Genomic DNA, 17870 nt, shown 5'->3' on the forward strand with positions numbered 1-17870 from the left:
TTATAGCCTCTTGCCGGCGCCCGACGGTGGCCCGCAACGGCCTCACAGGCCTGAATGGCCGATGGCCCGGGCGTGCGTTCTGTGCACCCGTGCATGGCATCGCGCGCATTCCCCACCTATGATGGGCGGATTCTCGTATTCATCTGGCGCCGTCCCTGCTGCAGGGGATCGGCGCCCGCCGTGCGTGTCACGCATGGCCCTGCCGGACGCTTGCCCGATGACCGCCGCTGTTGCTCCTTCCACCCGCCGCATGGCCCTGTTGCTCGCTGGCCTGGCCATGTTCGGTCCGTTCTCGATCGACACCATCTTTCCTGCATTCCCGCAGCTGGCCCAGCGCCTGGCGGTGGACGAGGTGGCCGTGCAGCAGACCATCAGCGTCTACCTGCTGTTCTACGGCCTGATGAGCCTGGCCCACGGCCCGCTGTCCGATGCGTGGGGGCGCAAGCGGGTGATCCTCGGCGGCCTGGTGATCTTCGTCGGCGCCTCGGTGGGCTGCGCGTTGTCCACCGACCTGACCACGCTGCTGGCGTTCCGCGCGCTGCAGGGCCTGTCTGCCGGTGTCGGCATGATCGTTGGCCGGGCGGTGATCCGCGACCTGTACCACGGCCACGACGCGCAGCGGCTGATGAGCCAGGTGTCGATGCTGTTCGGCATCGCCCCGGCCATCGCGCCAATCATCGGCGGCTGGATCCTGCTCAGCGGTGCCGGCTGGCCGCTGATCTTCTGGTTCCTGGTGGTATTCGCGCTGGTGCTGCTGGCGGCCACCGCGCGCTTCCTGCCGGAAACCCATCCGGCGCAGGCACGGGTCGCACTGTCGCCACGCACGTTGATGCGCGACTACGTGCGCATCGGCTTCAACCCGCGTTTCCTGCGCCTGGCGCTGGCGGGCAGCATCGGCTTTGGCGGCATCTTCCTGTACATCTCCTCGGCGCCGGCCATCGTGATGCAGCACCTGCACCTGGGTGAGGGCGGCTTTGCCTGGCTGTTCATTCCCACCATCGGCGGCATGACCACCGGTTCGTTCCTGTCCGGGCGCATGGCCGGGCACAGCACGCCGACGCGGCAGGTCTCCCTTGGCTTCACCTTGTGTGCGGTCTCTGCGGTGTTGAACATCGGCTACGTCAGCCTGGCACCGCAGTTCGCGTTGCCGTGGGCGGTGATGCCGATCTTCCTGGGCGGCATGGGCATGGCGCTGATCTTCCCGATCCTGGCGCTGGCAGTGCTGGACATGTATCCGCAGCAGCGCGGTCTGGCCTCGTCGCTGCAGGCCTTCGTGCAGCTGATGATCAGCACCGTGGTGGCGGGTGTGGTGTCACCGCTGCTGCACGACAGCCCGCTGCATCTGGCACTGGGGCAGGCGGGCTTCTTCGCGGCCGGCTTCCTGTTCTGGTTCTGGGAGCATCAGCGCGAACGCGCATCAGAGGCAGCCGGCACGGCGCATTGAGCGTCGCGCAGGGGTAGGGCACAGCATCGCGCAGTGCCCCCTTGCGGCGCTGCGGGCAGGGGCTAGGCTGGGGTTTCCAGCGAGCCGGTTCGTGGATGCACGACAGCCAGCCATTCCGATGTCGTCGCATGAGGTACCCCCATGGCTGCGCAGCAGACCTACCGCCTGTTCGAGGTGGCGCTGAAGGAGCGCCGCGTTCTTTCTCCTTCTCTGGACCGCCTGGTGTTCACCGGCGCCGATGTAGCGCGCATGAAGACTGAAGGCCCGGACCAACGCATCAAGGTGTTCTTCCCCTTGCCCGGGCAGGACGCGCCGCACGTGCCCAGCGGCGAAGACTGGTATGCCCGTTACCGGGCGCTGCCAGATGACGCGCGACCGCCGATGCGCACCTACACCATCCGTCAACTGCGCGCGGAACGGTGCGAGGTGGACGTGGATTTCGTCCTGCATGGCGAGACCGGGCCAGCCTCGCGCTGGGCCATCCACGCCCGTCCGGGCGACCGCGTGGTGCTGCTGGCCCCCGACGCCGACTGTGCCGACAGCAGCGAAGGTTGGGAGTGGAAGCCGCCGGCGGGTGTCGGCCAGGTGCTGCTGGTGGCCGATGAAACCGCGCTGCCGGCGGTGGCCGGTATTCTTGAAGAACTGGCCGCGCTGGCCGAGCCGCCACGTACGCTGGCCCTGCTGGAGGTCGGCCAGGCCGGTGACGCGGTGCCATTGAAGGCGCCGGCCACGGCCGAGCTGGTCTGGTTGCCGCGCGGACAGGCGGCTTACGGGGCGCCCCTGCTGCACGCGGTGCAGGCGCGGCTGGCGGCGGCTTCAAGCGTGGTTGCCGGCGCTGAACTGGAGGACATCGATGTCGATGCACAGATCCTCTGGGAGCAGGCCGATGCCCGCGTGGCTGAGCCGTTGTATGCCTGGGTGGCAGGTGAGGCGGGAGCGGTAATGGCGATCCGCCGGCATCTGGTGAAGGACTGCGGGCTGGATCGTCGCGCGATCACCTTCATGGGCTACTGGCGGCAGGGGCGGGTGCTGGACTGAGCCGAAGCCGTGCCGGTGTGAACCAGCATGCAGGTGGCGTGGGTTATCCTTGCGCCCCCGCAATGCAAGCCCCACCGATGTCGACCTCTTCCAAATCCCGCCGCGACCAGCGCCGTCGCCAGGAACAGCAGGCTGCCAACAAGGCCGCCGCCACCGCCTCGCCCGTCGAGCCGCATGCCGAACTGCGCGACACCCAGCGCACGCTGCTGGCCGGCGTCGTCCGTCGCGATGGCGAATGGGTGCTGGGCATGGATGGCCGCATTGCCGGCCAGAGCGAAAGCGCGGCGCAGGTGCTGGCGCTGATCATGCAGGCCGGTGAGCTGCACGAACGGCAGGGCACGCCGGTGCGCTTGATCTATTCGGATGCGCTGCGCGATGCGGCGCAGGCTGAAGCCAACGAGAAGGGCCAGACCTTCGAGGAATTCAAGGCCGCGCTGGCTGCGGCGATGGCGGCGAAGAAGAACAGCTGATCGTCATCGCGGTAGCGCCGGGCCATGCCCGGCGAGCGCAGCGGTGTGATGAAAAGCAGCCGAGCATGGCTCGGCTCTACAACACGGAGAAGGGGCGGATCCTCGCGGACCCGCCCCTTCTTTCATTTCGCCGCTGCTGCCGGTGCTGCGTTGGCCTGCCAGCCGCACATCTGGCCTTCGTTCTGCTGCTTCAACCAGGCGTTGACGGGGCTGAAGTACTCGATCATCGGGCCGGCATCGAGCTTGTCCGAGCCGGTCAGTTCCTTCAACGTGGCCTGCCAGGGCTGGCTGGCACCCTTGCTCAGCATCGCCCAGTACTTCTGGCCGGCTTCCTTGTTGCCGTAGAAGGTGCACTCGTGCAGCGGGCCCTTGAAGCCGGACGCGTCGCACAGGCCCTTGTAGAACTGGAACTGCAGGATGCGCGCCAGGAAGTAGCGGGTGTACGGGGTGTTGCCCGGCACGTGGTACTTCGCGCCCGGATCGAAGAACTCTTCACCACGGGTAGTGGCCGGTGCCACGCCCTGGTACTTGGCCTTCAGGTCCCACCAGGCCTTGTTGTAGTTGTCCGCGGTGATCGAACCATCGAACACACCCCAGCGCCAGCGGTCGATCATCAGGCCGAACGGCAGGAACGACACACCGGACAGCGCCATGCGCATCTGGTTGTTGATGACCGCCTCGCGGCTCTCGGTCGGCGCGTCGACCAGCCCGATCGAGCTGAGGTACTTCGGCGTCATCGCCAGCACGATGGTGTCGCCGATTGCTTCATGAAAGCCATCGTTGGCACCGCCCTGGAACAGCGGCGGCAGCGGGTTGTAGGCCAGGTCGTAATAGATGTGGCCCAGCTCATGGTAAATGGTGGTGAAGTTTTCTTCGTTGGGCTTGATGCACATCTTGGTGCGCACGTCGCCTTCCATGTTCATGTCCCAGGCACTGGCGTGGCAGACCACGTCGCGGTCATCGGGCTTGATGAACTGGGTCTTGTCCCAGTAGGACTGCGGCAATGACGGCATGCCCAGCGACACGTAGAAGTCCTGCGCACGCTCGGTCATCTGCTTGGCGGTGCGCAGTTCGGCTTCGCGCTGCGCCTTGTACTGCGCGGCCACGTTGGCATCCTTGCCGGCCTTGGCCAGCGCCGCGCTCAGGTTGGTCTGGTACTGCTTTTCCAGGGCCGCAGTGATGTCGAGGCTGCCGGCGCCCGGGTACGGTTCCAGCTGGTCCCACAGGTTCGACCAGTCCTGCTGCCACATGTTGCCCATCAGGTGCGCGGCGATCAGGCCGTTGCCCACCTCGGCCTTGTCCTTGCCGTAGGTCTTGTCCAGCTTGCCGCGCGCGTAGCAGTGCAGCTGCTCGTACATCGGCTTGACCTGTTCCCACAGGCGGTCGGTTTCCGGGCCGATCTGCTCCGGCGGCATGTCATAGCCACTGCGCCACATCTGCCCGGCATCGGTGAAGCCCATGCCCTTGGCGCCTTCGTTCACCAGGCCGACGAACTTCTGGTAATCGCCGCGCATGTTCTTGGTGGTGCTGTGCCAGCCCTGCCAGGCATCGAGCTGCTGGTCGTAGTCGCGGCTGCGCGCCAGCACCTGCTCCAGCTCGCCCAGCTGGCGGCAGGAATTCGGATCGTTGGCGTCGGTGCAGTACTTGCCTGCGCCGTAGCTGCCTTCCATGCGGGTGGCGATCTGGGTCAGTTCGGCCAGCTTGGCCGGGTCGCGCGGTGCCGGCATCGACGACATCAGCTTCAGCAGGTGGATCGCGCGCTTGCTGTCCTCGCTCATCGGCTTGCCGTCGTACTTGCCGGCCTGCTCGATCCAGCTGTTGAGCTGGGTCAGCGAACGCTCGTTGGCCTTGGCGGCGATGCGCTCTGAATCACTGTTGATGTAAGTGGAGGACAGCCACTGGGCCGAGGTCATCTCCGGGTAGGCCGCCTTGAATTCGGCATTGATGCGGGCGACAAACTGGTCGGCGGTTTCGCCGGCCGGCGCGCTGCTGCTGGCGGTATCGGTGCCTGGGGCAGCTTCCTTCTTGCAGGCGGCCAGGGCCAGCGTGGCGGTGGCGATTGCCGCGGCCAGCAGGAGATGACGGTGTTTCACGGGCGGTCCTTGGGTGGTGAACGACGGCCGAAGGCTAGTGGGCCGTCGCTGCTACCGCAAGTGGCAAAGGTCGGCAGGGCTGCGCCCTGCACCCGCAGAGGCCAAGGCAACGTCAACGTCAAATGCGGGCTATCTGTGGTTTGGCGGGGCGGTGCCGGAGTGCGGGGACGCCGCAAGTACGTCCCTGTAGGCTTGGCAGCCGCATCCATGCGGCTGACACCCCGCACTCCGACACCGCCCCACCTTCGACAGGTTCACGCGGCTGTTGGTAGGTGCCGACCGTTGGTCGGCACATCTGTCAGACATCGAATGAATTCATTCGTGCCGACCAACGGTCGACACCCACCAGGGCAATACGTCGTTCCGACAGATCGCGGCCAACTGTCGAAGGCGGGGTGGGTCCGGTGGCGGGAGTGTCCGCGGCATGGATGCCGCGGCCAAGCCCCCATGGATGGGTTTACGGCGTCTCCCGCCACCGGACCCACCCCGCCACCCCTTAGGAAACCCGCTTCTGCTGTTGCTTCGGCCGTTGCTGTTGCCGTTGCCGTTGCCGTTGCCTCCGCGGGTGCAGGGCTGCAAGCCCTGCCGAACAACCCTAACTCTCGCAGTTGGCGAACAGATCGCGATCGCGCTCGTACAGCGAGGTCTTCACCTGCATCAGGCCCAGCACCGACGGGAACAGGTTGTCATGGTCGGTATACGCGGCCGAACGCTTGCGCACGCACTGCAGATCCAGCCCACGGCTGCTGGCGAACCCTGGCGAGAACCACATCGTCATCGGCACACGGGTCTGTTCGGCCGGGGCGATCGCGTACGGCACGCCGTGCAGGTACAGGCCCTTTTCGCCAAGCGATTCACCGTGATCGGACAGGTAGATCATCGCCGTGTCGTAGTCCTGCAGGCCCTGCAGCGTGCCGATGGTCTTGCTCAGGAAATGATCGGTGTACAGCACGGCGTTGTCGTAGCTGTTGGTGATCTCTTCGCGCGTGCAGCGGCCGATGTCGCGGGTATCGCAGGTCGGGGTGAAGCGGCGGAAGGCGGCCGGGTAGCGCTCGAAGTAGGCCGGTCCGTGGTTGCCCAGCTGGTGCATCACCACCACCCGGTCACCCGGGCGCGCACGCACCTGGGTCGCCAGATCCTGCAGCAGGATCTCATCCATGCAGCGGCCATCGGCACACAGCCCCGGCGTGGTTGCGTCCGACAGCGACTGGAAGTCCAGCCCCTCGCATACGCCCTTGCAACCAGACTGATTGTCGCGCCACAGCGGCGTGATGCCGGCGCGGTTCAGTACATGCAGCAGCGATTGGTGCGCACGGATCTTCTTCTCGTCGTACTCGTGGCGTCCCCACGGTGAGAACAGGCACGGCAGCGATACCTCGGTGCTGGTGCCGCACGAGTGCATGTCCGGGAAATTGACCACTGCCGCCTGGGCCAGCTCCGGCGTGGTGTTGCGACCACCATTCAAGCCCCAGTTCTGCGCGCGGACCGTTTCGCCCATCACGATCACCAGCAGGCGTGGTTTGCTGGTCGGTGCGCGCGGGGTCGCCTTGGCATCGGTACCGATCGGCAGCTTCGGCGCACGTTGCACAGGATTGTCGCCACGCAGCGCACGCGGCAGCCCCAGCAGCACATTGGCGGGTGTCGCCAGGTAGCGCACTTCGCGCTGGTTGCGCATCAAGGCCGACACATCCTGGAAGGACACCAGCGCGCCACCCAGTGCGGTGGCCGCGGCGACCAGCAGGAAACCGACGCGCCACAGCAGGCTGCGGCCCCAGCTGCGGCGGCGCAGTTCAACGCGCCACACCACCACCATCGGCAGCACCGCCAGCAGCAGTACCGGCCACAACAGCGACACCGTCATCAGTTCGCGGCTTTCCTTCGGGTCGGTGGCCAGCACGTTGCGCAGCATGTCCGCATCCAGGTAGATGTGGTAACGGCTCATGTAGTGCGCGGCAAACGCGGTGACCAGCAGCAGTACGCTGATCACCACCTTGGCATTCCAGCGCCACACCAGGATGCCCAGCAACACGCCGTGTGCGCCGAGCAGCAGCAGGAACAGCGACAGCGCGTAGCGCAGGCTGCCCGGATGGCTGGCCATGGCGCTGTGCCAGAACAGGCCGTTGCCGGCGACAGCGAAGAACAGGCTGGTCAGGACGATCAGCGCTTCGGTGGACAGCTGCGGCCGCCATGCGCGGATGCTGGCCAGTGTCGGCAACCGGAAGGAACGTTGGACCGATGCGTTCATGCAATCGCCTCCTGGCGGGTCGAGCGGTCCAACTGGCGGCGGACCATCAGGTACAGGCCCAGCGACAGCAGCCAACATATCAAGGCGGTGGCAACGTCATGCGAAAGGAAATGGGCGCCGCGAAGCTGCTGGCCGATACCGAATACCAGGCCACTGCCGAGGCCGATCCACAGCCCGGCCCAGCGCCACGACGGTCGCCACAGCAGGGCGAAGAAATACAGGCACAGCCATGCGTATCCCGCGCTGGCGTGGCCGGCGGGGAAACAGGCGCGCGCGGCCATGCCGGTCGGGCGGCTGCTGAAGAGGCCGACGAACGGTTCGTGTCCGCCATAGCGCAGCAGATCCCACGGGCAGTCCATCGGCACCAGTGACTTCAGCAGCGAGATCAGCCCGGTGCCGAGTGCCACGGCGACCACCACATACAGCAGCGCCCAACGCAGCCTGCGATCGCGGCCGCGGCGCCAGTGATGGAAGCACAGCAGCATCGCTACCAGGGCCGCTGTGGTGCTCAGCCACTTGCCGGCCTTGTGCACCACCGAACGTGTCAGCCACGCATCCTGCAGCGCCCAATGGCCGCCTTCCAGCCGGAACAGATGGTCGGCCAGCCACTGGTCACCACCGAAGCCCATCAGCAGGGTGAACACCGCAATGCCGATTGCAGAAGGCAGCCAAAGATGGGTAACGGCAAAACGCGACGCCAACAGCGATGGCGCGAAGGAGACTGCCGGGGCAAGAGGACGAGCGGGCATGCAGGGAAGGGGCCGTTACGGGAATCCGCGGCCATGCTCGTCACTGGCATGTCGGAGAAGGGTCGTACCTGCGTTTGCACCGGGTTAATACGCCCCCGCCGCGAATTGTCGTTCAGTCTTCGTCTTCGTTGGCGCCGGCGCGTTCGGCGTGGCAGGCCGGGTCCCACGCGGTGCCTGGAAGCAATTGCCAACGATTGCGATTTGCAACACCGATCTCGATGACCTGGGCTGGATCGACACAGGGGCTCATCGCCTGGTCCAGCACCAGCAACCAGCGCTTGTCCGGGGCCTCGGCCAACCACGGGCCAGCGTCGTGCCACTGCTCCGCCCACGGCCGCTTGAAGCCGAACTCGCGCACCGGCCGGTCGGCCTGCAGCAGGTTCTGTTCGCGCCAGGCCACCAGTGCCAGTTCCGCATCGGGTCCGATCCGCGTGCCCACCCGGCGCATCACCGCCGACGCCGAGGCATAGGGGTCCAGCGCCGGTATCAGCACCAGTCCGTACAGCATCCACAGCAGGCCATGGGTGAGCAGTACGAGCGTGGCCGCGCGCCGTACCCGCAGCCACACCGCCAGTGTCGCCACGGCGATGGCGAAGGTCAGCAGGCCGTCGCCGAACGCGGGCAGCAACGTGTCGGGCATCGCCCGCCGTGCCAGCTGCGCCTGCGCCCAGGGGCTGTCGGTCAGCATCATCACGCCCAGCGCGCCGGTGGCCAGCATCAGCAGCAGGCTGTAGCCGAACAGGTAGCGGCGCACGCACAGGCGGCGCAGCAGGCCGGGCAGCAGCGGCGCCACTGCCAGTGCCATCGCAGGCAACATCGGCAGTACGTACACCTCACGCTTGCCGGGGCTGGCAGTGAAGAACAGCAGGACCAGCGCGGCCCAGCCCAGCAGCAGCCATTGGCGCCGGTCACCGCGACGCAGCCGGCGCCACCACGGCTTGACCATCAGCGGCAGCAACAGGGCGCCCGGCAGCCACAGGGTGGCGATTACCTGCAGGTAGTACCAGACCGGCTGGCGATGGTGCCAGGCGTTGGCATAGCGGGTGCCGGTCTGCTTGAACAGCAGCTCGTGCGCGTACGACTGCAGCGATGCACTGGGCTCATGCAGCAGCGCCCAGCCCAGAGGCGCCAGCCAGACCGCCGTGCCCAGCAGGAAAGCCGGAATCAGCCACAGCAGGCTGGCGGGGTGGGGGCCGTCCAGCGGCAGGCCGCGACGGCGCTGGTACAGCCACCAGCCGAACCAGGGCAGCACCATCAACAGCGGCAGGAAGCCCACGCCCTTGGTCACTGTGCCGACGCCGGCGGCGAAGCCGGCCAGCCACAGCGCCGGCAGGTTGCGCCGTTCGCAGAGATGACGCAGCAGGCCCCACAGGGCCAGCGTAGTCATGCCCACCAGCACCATGTCGATCTGCGCGCGCTTGGCCATCAGGCCGAACTGCAGGGTGCAGAACAGTGCGCCAAGTGCGTACAGCGAATGGCGTGGCGACCACAGCCGGCGAGCCAGGTCTGAAACCAGCCACAGGCTGAGCAGCGCGGCCAGCAGCGACGGCAGCAGGAACGACCACTGCCAGCTGCCGACCACCTGGTGGGCAGCGGCCTGCAGCCACATGAACACCGGAGGCTTTTCTGCGTACAGCTCACTGCCCCGGTGCGGCAGCAGCCACTCGCCGCTGTCCACCATGGCGCGTGCGGCCAGCACGAAGCGTGGTTCGTCCGGCGGCTGCGGCTGGCGCATGCCAAGACCAGCAGCCAGCGCCATCACGATCAGCAGCCACAGCAGGGGAAGGTGCCAGCGGCGGGGCAGGGCTACGGGCACGGCGGGCTCCGAGAGCAAAACGGCCATTCTGGCGAGGGGTACGTGGGAAAGTCGTCAGAGTCGCCGACACGGCGACCGCATTCCGACATCCGCAGCGCTACCATGGCATGAACTTCCGTGGATGTTTCGTGCATGCGCCTGTTGGTGATCGAGGACAACCGCCAGTTGGTGGCCAACCTGTTCGACTATTTCGAGTCGCGCGGGCATGTGCTCGACGTGGCCCCGGACGGCATCACTGGCCTGCACCTGGCGGGCAGCCATCCGTATGACGCGGTGATCCTGGATTGGATGCTGCCACGCATGGAAGGCCCGGAGGTGCTGCGGCGGCTGCGTTCCGAACATGCCTCGGAAGTGCCGGTGATCATGCTGACCGCGCGCGACGAACTGCCGGACAAGATCGCTGGCTTCCGCGCCGGGGCGGATGATTACCTGACCAAGCCGTTCGCCTTGCCGGAACTGGAAGTACGCCTGGAGGCGCTGCTGCTGCGCGCGCAGGGTCGCAATCCGCGCAAGCGCCTGCAGGTGGGCGACCTGGTGCTGGACCTCGCGACCCTGGAGGCGCAGCGCGCAGGCCAGGTACTGCACCTGTACCCGGCCTGCCGCAAGCTGCTGGAAGTGCTGATGCGGGCCAGCCCGGGGGCGGTCACCCGGCAGCAGCTGGAATTCGCACTGTGGGGTGATGAACCACCGGATGGCGACCTGCTGCGCTCGCACGTGTACGAGTTGCGCCGCAGCGTGGACGGCCCGTTTGCCGACAAGCTGATCCACACCCTGCCGCGGGTTGGCTACCGGCTGGCGTCCACCGCAGGCGCCGACGCACGGAACGATGACGATGGCGCGTAAACCCGGGCCGCTGTACCGGCGGGTGGTGTGGTGGCTGCTGGGCTACCTGGCGCTGATCTCGCTGGCGGTGTTCAGCGTGGGCAACTACGTGCATGAACACGCCGAGCATGCCGCGTGGCGCGCGCTGCTCAATTCCGAACTGGACAGCATCGTCGAACACACCGAGCACGAGCCGCACTATCGCTGGCAGGATTCGGACACGCTGAGCCTGTTCCGCTTCAATGAAGCCAACATGCCCTCCAGCCTGCGCAGCCTGCATCCGGGGTTGCATGACGGGGTGATGATCGGCGAGCGCGAGACGGCGGTGATGGTGCGCGATACCGGCTCGATGGGGCGGGTTGCATTGGCCCTGGACATCTCCGATTTCCACGACCTGGAACAGTTCGCCACGCGCTGGGTGATGCTCGCCGGCATCATCATGATCTTCGTCACCGTGTTGATGGCCTCGTTCGGCATGGAGCGCATGGTGCGCCCGCTGAGCCTGCTGGCCCAGCACATCGGTGCACTGCGGCCGGGCGTGCAGGGCCAGCGCATCCACGTTGATCCGCGCGGCAGTTCCGAGCTGCACACCATTGCCGATGCGCTGAACGACTATCTTGATCGCAACGAGCAGTTCGTCGAGCGCGAGCGGGTGTTCATCAGTACCGCGAGCCATGAACTGCGCACGCCGATCGCGGTGATGACCGGTGCCGCCGAGCTGGCCCTGGAGCAGCCAGGCCTGCCTGAGCGCGCACGCCAGCAGATGCAGCGTGTGCTGCGTACCGCGCAGGGCGTCGAGCAGCTGATCGAGTTGTTGCTGGTGTTGGCACGTGATCCCGCACGCCTGGCCAGCCGCGCCGAGCGCATCGCCCTGGACCAGCTGCTGCCGGAGATCGTCGACGACCATCGCCACCTGCTCGGCGACAAGGACCTGAGCATCGGCATCCAGGCTGCGCCGGTGGACATTGTCGCACCGCTGGCCGTGGTGCAGGCCGCGATCGGCAACCTGCTGCGCAACGCGATCGAGAACAGCGGCCGCGGTCATATCGAGCTGCGCCTGACCTCGGCAGCGGTGTTGACCCTGCAGGACCCCGGCCATGGCATGAGTCCGGAAGAGATCGCTGCGATCCACGCGCGGATGGCGCGCGGGGAGCGAGGCGACCGCGGCGGCATCGGCCTGGAGCTGATCGCGCGGCTGTGTGAGCATCTGGGCTGGACCCTGCAGCTGCAGCCCTGTCAGCCGCGCGGTACCCTGGCCTCGCTCGATTTCGGCGCCGCGCGCCCGAATTGAGGGTAGTGCCGGCCGCTGGCCGGCAATCCGAGGGGCGCTAGCCCCCCGTTGGCCGCGCTACGTGCTGGTCGATCAGGATCACATTGCCGTCTGGATCGGCCAGCTGCAGGTAGCCCGTGCCCTGGCCATCAGGATCAGTACGGAGCGCCAGTTCAATCCCCTTCGCATCCAGTTCGGTCTGTATCTCGCGGACGTCCTGGAAAGATGCCAGCTCCTGCTTGTGCTGGTCCCAACCAGGGTTGAAGGTCAGCAGGTTGCCCTCGAACATGCCCTGGAACAGGCCGACCACGATGCCGTTGTTGCGCAGTACCAGCCAGTTCTGCGACGCATCACCACCGGTCACCGAGAACCCGAGCGCCTCATAGAACGCACGCGAGATGGCGAGGTCCTTCACTGCCAGGCTGACTGAAAAAGCGCCGAGTTGCATGGGGCAGGCTCCAGAAGGGAATGCTGCGATTCTCGGCAGGCCCGCGCGCTGCCGCAAGCAGCGCAGCATGACCCTGCGTGAAGACTATGTTAATTTCGACCCGCGCCGCTTATGCGGCGCTTTTCTTTTCCGCTCTTTCGATCGACAGAGGATCCCATGCCGACCGAACCCGCTACTGCCCTGATCAGCAACGATATCGTTGGCCTGGGTCTGATTGCCGCCACGCTCGCCCTGATCTTCTGGGCTGCCAGCGGCCCCACGCCCTTGCTGAAGAAGATCTTCGCCTGGGTACCCGCACTGCTGCTGTGTTATTTCATCCCTGCCATCTACAACACCGCCGGTGTCATCGATGGCCACAACACCTCGCTGTACAACCCGGTCGCACGTGACGTGCTGCTGCCGGCGGCATTGGTCCTGCTGACCCTGTCGATCGACCTGAAGGGCATCGCCAAGCTGGGGCCGAAGCTGCTGCTGGTGTTCTGCGCCGGCACCGCCGGCATCATGCTCGGTGCCATCGTCTCCTTCCAGGTGATGAAGCTGATCCACCCGGAAACCGTGGCTGGCGACACCTGGGCCGGGATGGCCGCATTGGCGGGCAGCTGGATCGGCGGCGGCGCCAACATGGTCGCGATGCGCGAAGTGTTCGGCACCGATGCCACCACCTTTGGCCAGTTCGCCGTGGTCGACGTGGCCTGCGCCAGCCTGTGGATGGCGATCCTGCTGTTCATGGCCAACCGCGCCCAGCAGATCGATGCCCGCAACGGTGCCGACACCCGCGCCATCGATGAGATGAAGGCGCGCATCAGCGCCTACGACGCGCAGAACGCACGCATCCCGAGCATGACTGACCTGATGGTGATCGTCGGTGTGGCGCTGGGTGGCGTCGGCCTGGCCCATGCGATTGCTGCGCCATTGTCGGGCTGGTTCAAGACCAACGTCAGCTGGGCCAGCCAGTTCAGCCTCGACAGTCAGTTTGTCTGGGTGATCCTGCTGTCCACTGCGATGGGCCTGGCCCTCAGCTTCACCCGCGCGCGGCGGCTGGAAGCGGCCGGTGCTTCGCGTCTGGGCACCGTGTTCCTGTACTTCCTGATCGCCTGCATCGGCATGCAGATGAACCTGCTGTCGCTGCTGGATCGTCCGTGGCTGTTCCTGCTCGGTGCGATCTGGATGGCCACCCATGTCCTTGTGCTGTGGATCGTCGCCAAGCTGGTGCGCGCACCGCTGTTCTTCTTCGCGATCGGTTCGCAGGGCAACATCGGCGCCGCTGCCTCGGCACCGGTGGTGGCGGCAGCGTTCCATCCGACGCTGGCGCCGGTGGGCGTGCTGCTGGGCACGGTCGGTTACGCCACCGGTACCGGCCTGGCGTACGTGACCGGGTTGATCCTGAAGTGGATGGCCAACGGCTGAGCCCTCTCGCGGCCGCCACGGAAATCAGAAACGGGTAGAGCCGAGCCCACGCTCGGCTGCTTTGCGCAGGATACTGCCGGAACTGTGCGGCACATACCGGAACGTATGGCGCGTGCGACGTAGCGTGGGAAGCTCCTGCCGGCGTTGCCGGCGACGTTCGATGGGGCCGTCGATGACGAAGCAATGGAGGTTTCGGGTTTCCGCACTGGTGCTGTTGCTGGCCAGCACGGGGGCATTCGCGCAGGGACCGGTGAGGGCCGGCGGCGCCGATGTACAGGTGCTGACGGATGCCGGTGCGCGCGAGGTGGCGGCACTGTTCGCCCAGCCAGGGTTCGCCGATGCAGTGCGCAGCTCGCTGCATGCGGTGCCGGAGCAGGGCGTGTCGGTGCAATCGTTGATGGGCCGTTTCGATCCGCAGGCGCATACGCTGGCTAGTGCAGCGCTGGCAGCCGGCGATCGCCAGCTGCGCCAGCGCAAGGGGCTCCCGGCACAGGGGCAGGGGCTGCTGCAGCTGCGTGCGTACGTGCCCGAGGGGCACTCGCTGGCGGCCATCAATCCGCACCCGCTGTGGGTGGCCAGTCTGCCGCGTGGCAATGATCGCGACTGGACCACGATCACCGCCTACGATGCGCACGGCCGCGCGCATGTACTGGATGCGAAACAGGCCCCGGATTTTCCGGTGCTGATCGTCGACGTCGACACGCGGCGTGCCGTGCAGGAGGGCATGGCCCTGGTCAATGCGGGGCTGAAGGCCCGCGGCCTGCAATCGCCCGAACGCATCCGGCTGTCGGCTGACGGCACGCAGGCTTCGCTGGATATCACCCGCCTGGACCGCATCCGCCTGGCCGACGACCAGGAGCCCTGGGCGCTGGGGGCGGCCGAGGTGTTCGCTGTTGTTTCCGGCCTGCAGGTGGGCGCCACCGCACCGGAGATGGTCACCGTCGACATGCCGTACCTGGACTACGACGGTACCGACTACACCCCGCAGCAACCGCTGATCATCTGGGGCAACTATCGCTTCAACGCTGCCAACGTACAGCTGTTCGAGGACGACGGCGATACCAATTACCAGGAGCTTCTGGTGGCGCTGAGCAACGGCGTCAAAGCGGCACTGGGCGCCTTCGCCCCCGAGTATGCCGTCATCGCCGACATCGCAGGCGCGATCCTCAAGGCCATGCCGACGTCGTGGTTTGCCAATGACATCGACTATCTCGACAGCTACTACCTGTTGCAGCGCGGTCAGGCCTACCAGGACCGCATGGGCGCGGCCAACAACGCCAAGGTCACCCTGACCCCGATCACGCTCACGGAGTAGTCCCGCCGGACCGCACCCGAAACCGCCATCCGCGGATCAATTCCATCGGCATCCACGAACAAAAAGGGGTCGGATCCGTTTTCCAAAGGAAAACGGATCCGACCCCTGATGTTTCCGCACCGTCACCGGAAATCTGTCAAAGGTGGGGCGGTGTGGGCTTGCAGGACCGTTGGCGCCATCGAGCCCCCATGGACGGGTTTACGGCGTGTCCTGCAAGCCCACACCGCCCCGCCAACCCAACAGAAACCCAGAGCCGACGCTTCGGCCGTTGCAGTTGCAGTTGCCGTTGCTTCTGCGGGCGCCGGGCTGCAAGCCCGGCACCCACCTCACACTTCAACAGCAGCGACCACCGTTGCGCCCGCCATACCGCGCTTCCTGCCGTTCGCGGAAGAACGTCTTGTAATCCATCGGCTCGCGGTCCGGATGCTTCTCCCGCACATGCCGCACGTAGTTGTCGTAGTCGGGAATGCCGCAGCACAACCGCGCGGTCTGCACCAGGCGCCGCCAGATCCGACGATGTGCCTGGTACTGCCCCACCGGAACCAGTTGCGTACTCATTACAGGTCCACCATTTCATGCGGCTTCAGCGCCACGTACGGGGTCTCGCGGTCACTGCGCTGCGGATTGCGGCGCGCCGCCACGATCGTCTTGATCGAATACACCAGCACCGATGCCACCACCAGCAGGAACAGTGCGGTCAAGCCGGTGTTGACGTAGGCGTTGACCACGATCTGCTGCATCTGTGCGACCGACTTGGCGGGTGCGGTGATGGTGCCGCTGGCCAATGCATCCTGGAACTTGTGTGCCTGGGCCAGGAAGCCCTGCGCCGGGTTGCTGTCGAAGATCTTGATGAAACCGGCATAGGTGGTGCAGATCAGCAGCCACACCGCAGGCACCGCAGTGACCCACGCGTAACGGTCACGCTTCATCTTGAACAGCACCACGGTACCCAGCATCAGCGCGATGCCCGCCAGCATCTGGTTGGAGATGCCAAACAGCGGCCACAACGTCTGGATGCCGCCGAACGGATCAACCACGCCGGTGTACAGCAGGTAGCCCCACAGTGCCACGCAGCCCGCCGTGCCGATGATGTTGGCGGTCCACGATTCGGTCTTCTTCAGGGCTGGCACGAAGTTGCCGAGCAGATCCTGCAGCATGAAGCGTCCGGCGCGGGTACCGGCATCCACTGCGGTGAGGATGAACAATGCTTCGAACAGAATGGCGAAGTGGTACCAGAACGCCATCATCGCGTTGCTGCCACTGGGGATCGCTTCATGCAGGATCTGCGCGATGCCCACGGCCAAGGTTGGCGCACCACCAGCGCGGTGCAGGATGGTCGGTTCACCGATGGCCGCCGCCGTGGCGGTCAGCTGTTCCGGGGTGATCGTGAAGCCCCACGTATTGGTGATGAAGTGCGCGGCCGATGCCGCATCGGCACCGATCACCGCCGCCGGGCTGTTCATTGCGAAGTAGATGCCCGGATCGATGATCGAGGCCGCGACCAGCGCCATCACCGCCACGAACGATTCCATCAACATGCCGCCGTAGCCGATGTAGCGCATGTGCGCTTCATTGGCCAGCAGCTTGGGCGTGGTGCCAGAGGAGATCAGTGCATGGAAGCCCGACACTGCGCCGCAGGCGATGGTGATGAACAGGAACGGGAACATGCCGCCCTTCCACACCGGGCCGTCGCCGCTGGCGGCGAACTGGGTCAGCGCCGGCATCTTCAGTTCCGGCATCACCACCACGATGCCGATGGCCAGTGCGATGATCGTGCCGATCTTGAGGAAGGTCGACAGGTAATCGCGGGGGGCCAGCAGCAGCCACACCGGCAGCACCGAGGCGACGAAACCGTAGCCGATCAGCATCCAGGTGATCTGGGTACCGGTGAAGGTGAAGGCTGGGCCCCACACCGGATCGGCAGCGACCTTGCCGCCGTACCAGATCGCGGCCAACAGCAGCACGAGGCCCACCACCGAGATCTCACCGATCTTGCCCGGTCGGATGTAGCGCATGTACACGCCCATCAGGATCGCGATGGGCATCGTCGCGATCACCGTGAACATGCCCCACGGGCTTTCCGCCAGCGCCTTGACCACCACCATCGCCAGCACGGCCAGGATGATGATCATGATCAGGAAGGCACCGAACAAGGCGATGGTGCCGGGCACCTGGCCCATCTCCTCGCGCACCAGGTCACCCAGTGAGCGGCCGTTGCGGCGGCTGGATAGGAACAGGACCATGAAGTCCTGCACCGCGCCGGCCAGCACCACGCCGACCACCAGCCACAGCAGGCCGGGCAGGTAGCCCATCTGCGCGGCCAGGACCGGGCCGACCAGCGGGCCGGCACCGGCAATGGCGGCGAAGTGGTGGCCGAACAGCACGTGCTTGTTGGTTGGTACGTAGTCCAGGCCATCGTTGTTGATCACCGCCGGGGTGGCCCGGGTCGGATCGAGCTGCATCACCTTGTCGGCGATGAACAGGCTGTAGAAGCGGTAGGCGACCAGGTACAGCGATACCGCCGCCACCACGATCCACAACGCGTTGATGTGCTCACCGCGTCGAAGCGCCACCGTACCCAGGCAGAACGCGCCGAGCAGGGCGAGGGCCGCCCAGCCTATTTTGGAAAAACCTTTCATGAGGTGCTCTCTCCCGGAAAGACAGGCAAAGAGTCCCGCGTGCCCCTGGCAGGGTCAATGTGCACGGGACCATTCTGCGGTAGTACTTTGGTCGTACATGGGTCTGGCAGGTGG

Annotated in this window: 14 protein-coding genes; 7 read left to right on the forward strand and 7 right to left on the reverse strand. The window is 66.1% G+C overall.

Features of this window, described 5'->3' with window-relative positions; all coding sequences use genetic code 11:
- The first annotated feature begins 217 nt into the window (after nucleotides 1-217).
- The 3 genes from HUT07_RS04640 to HUT07_RS04650 all read left to right on the forward strand — a co-directional run bounded on the left by HUT07_RS04640 (nucleotide 218) and on the right by HUT07_RS04650 (nucleotide 2952).
- A complete protein-coding gene (locus HUT07_RS04640; protein WP_176019950.1) occupies nucleotides 218-1444 on the forward strand; it encodes a multidrug effflux MFS transporter in 1227 nt (408 codons plus the stop codon).
- Nucleotides 1445-1585: 141 nt separating this feature from the next.
- On the forward strand, nucleotides 1586-2482 hold the full coding sequence (locus HUT07_RS04645) for a siderophore-interacting protein (protein ID WP_176019951.1): 897 nt from the start codon (nucleotides 1586-1588) through the stop codon (nucleotides 2480-2482).
- Between the two features lie 77 nt (nucleotides 2483-2559).
- Complete coding sequence (locus tag HUT07_RS04650; RefSeq protein WP_176019952.1) at nucleotides 2560-2952, forward strand: hypothetical protein; 393 nt, start codon at nucleotides 2560-2562, stop codon at nucleotides 2950-2952.
- A gap of 122 nt (nucleotides 2953-3074) precedes the next feature.
- On the opposite strand, the gene HUT07_RS04655 is transcribed toward HUT07_RS04650, so the two are convergent.
- From HUT07_RS04655 to HUT07_RS04670, 4 genes are all read right to left on the reverse strand, one after another.
- A complete protein-coding gene (locus HUT07_RS04655) occupies nucleotides 3075-5045 on the reverse strand; it encodes a M2 family metallopeptidase (RefSeq protein WP_176019953.1) in 1971 nt (656 codons plus the stop codon).
- Nucleotides 5046-5640: 595 nt separating this feature from the next.
- Complete coding sequence (locus HUT07_RS04660; RefSeq protein WP_176019954.1) at nucleotides 5641-7290, reverse strand: phosphoethanolamine--lipid A transferase; 1650 nt, start codon at nucleotides 7288-7290, stop codon at nucleotides 5641-5643.
- Complete coding sequence (locus HUT07_RS04665) at nucleotides 7287-8039, reverse strand: phosphatase PAP2 family protein (RefSeq protein WP_176019955.1); 753 nt, start codon at nucleotides 8037-8039, stop codon at nucleotides 7287-7289. The genes HUT07_RS04660 and HUT07_RS04665 overlap by 4 nt, the downstream gene beginning before the upstream one ends.
- Before the next feature lie 112 nt (nucleotides 8040-8151).
- Nucleotides 8152-9855, reverse strand: coding sequence for a glycosyltransferase family 39 protein (locus HUT07_RS04670; protein WP_176019956.1), 1704 nt, complete (start codon nucleotides 9853-9855; stop codon nucleotides 8152-8154).
- A 132-nt stretch (nucleotides 9856-9987) separates the two neighbouring features.
- On the opposite strand from HUT07_RS04670, the gene HUT07_RS04675 reads away from it, so the two are divergent.
- Together HUT07_RS04675 and HUT07_RS04680 are read left to right on the forward strand one after the other, a co-directional pair.
- Entirely contained in the window at nucleotides 9988-10698 is a 711-nt protein-coding gene (locus HUT07_RS04675) for a response regulator transcription factor (protein WP_099818923.1), read from the forward strand.
- Entirely contained in the window at nucleotides 10688-11968 is a 1281-nt protein-coding gene (locus HUT07_RS04680; RefSeq protein WP_176019957.1) for a HAMP domain-containing sensor histidine kinase, read from the forward strand. Before HUT07_RS04675 ends, HUT07_RS04680 begins: the two co-directional genes overlap by 11 nt.
- A 37-nt stretch (nucleotides 11969-12005) precedes the next feature.
- On the opposite strand, the gene HUT07_RS04685 is transcribed toward HUT07_RS04680, so the two are convergent.
- Nucleotides 12006-12395, reverse strand: coding sequence for a VOC family protein (locus tag HUT07_RS04685; RefSeq protein ID WP_176019958.1), 390 nt, complete (start codon nucleotides 12393-12395; stop codon nucleotides 12006-12008).
- A 156-nt stretch (nucleotides 12396-12551) separates the two neighbouring features.
- Here HUT07_RS04685 and HUT07_RS04690 point away from each other — a divergent pair, with 156 nt between their 5' ends.
- Nucleotides 12552-13802, forward strand: a complete 1251-nt coding sequence (locus HUT07_RS04690) for a DUF819 family protein (protein ID WP_176019959.1) — start codon at nucleotides 12552-12554, stop codon at nucleotides 13800-13802.
- A 172-nt stretch (nucleotides 13803-13974) separates the two neighbouring features.
- Nucleotides 13975-15117 (forward strand): DUF3103 family protein, encoded by a 1143-nt coding sequence (locus HUT07_RS04695; RefSeq protein WP_176019960.1) that lies wholly within the window; start codon nucleotides 13975-13977, stop codon nucleotides 15115-15117.
- Nucleotides 15118-15450: 333 nt separating this feature from the next.
- On the opposite strand, the gene HUT07_RS04700 is transcribed toward HUT07_RS04695, so the two are convergent.
- Both HUT07_RS04700 and HUT07_RS04705 read right to left on the reverse strand, forming a co-directional pair.
- A complete protein-coding gene (locus tag HUT07_RS04700) occupies nucleotides 15451-15675 on the reverse strand; it encodes a CstA-like transporter-associated (seleno)protein (protein ID WP_025877091.1) in 225 nt (74 codons plus the stop codon).
- Nucleotides 15675-17756: a carbon starvation CstA family protein gene (locus HUT07_RS04705; protein ID WP_176019961.1), complete on the reverse strand. Its 2082-nt coding sequence runs from the start codon at nucleotides 17754-17756 to the stop codon at nucleotides 15675-15677. Before HUT07_RS04705 ends, HUT07_RS04700 begins: the two co-directional genes overlap by 1 nt.
- Nucleotides 17757-17870 lie beyond the last annotated feature (114 nt).

Origin of the sequence: Stenotrophomonas sp. NA06056, assembly GCF_013364355.1 — a bacterium.
Classification (GTDB): domain Bacteria; phylum Pseudomonadota; class Gammaproteobacteria; order Xanthomonadales; family Xanthomonadaceae; genus Stenotrophomonas.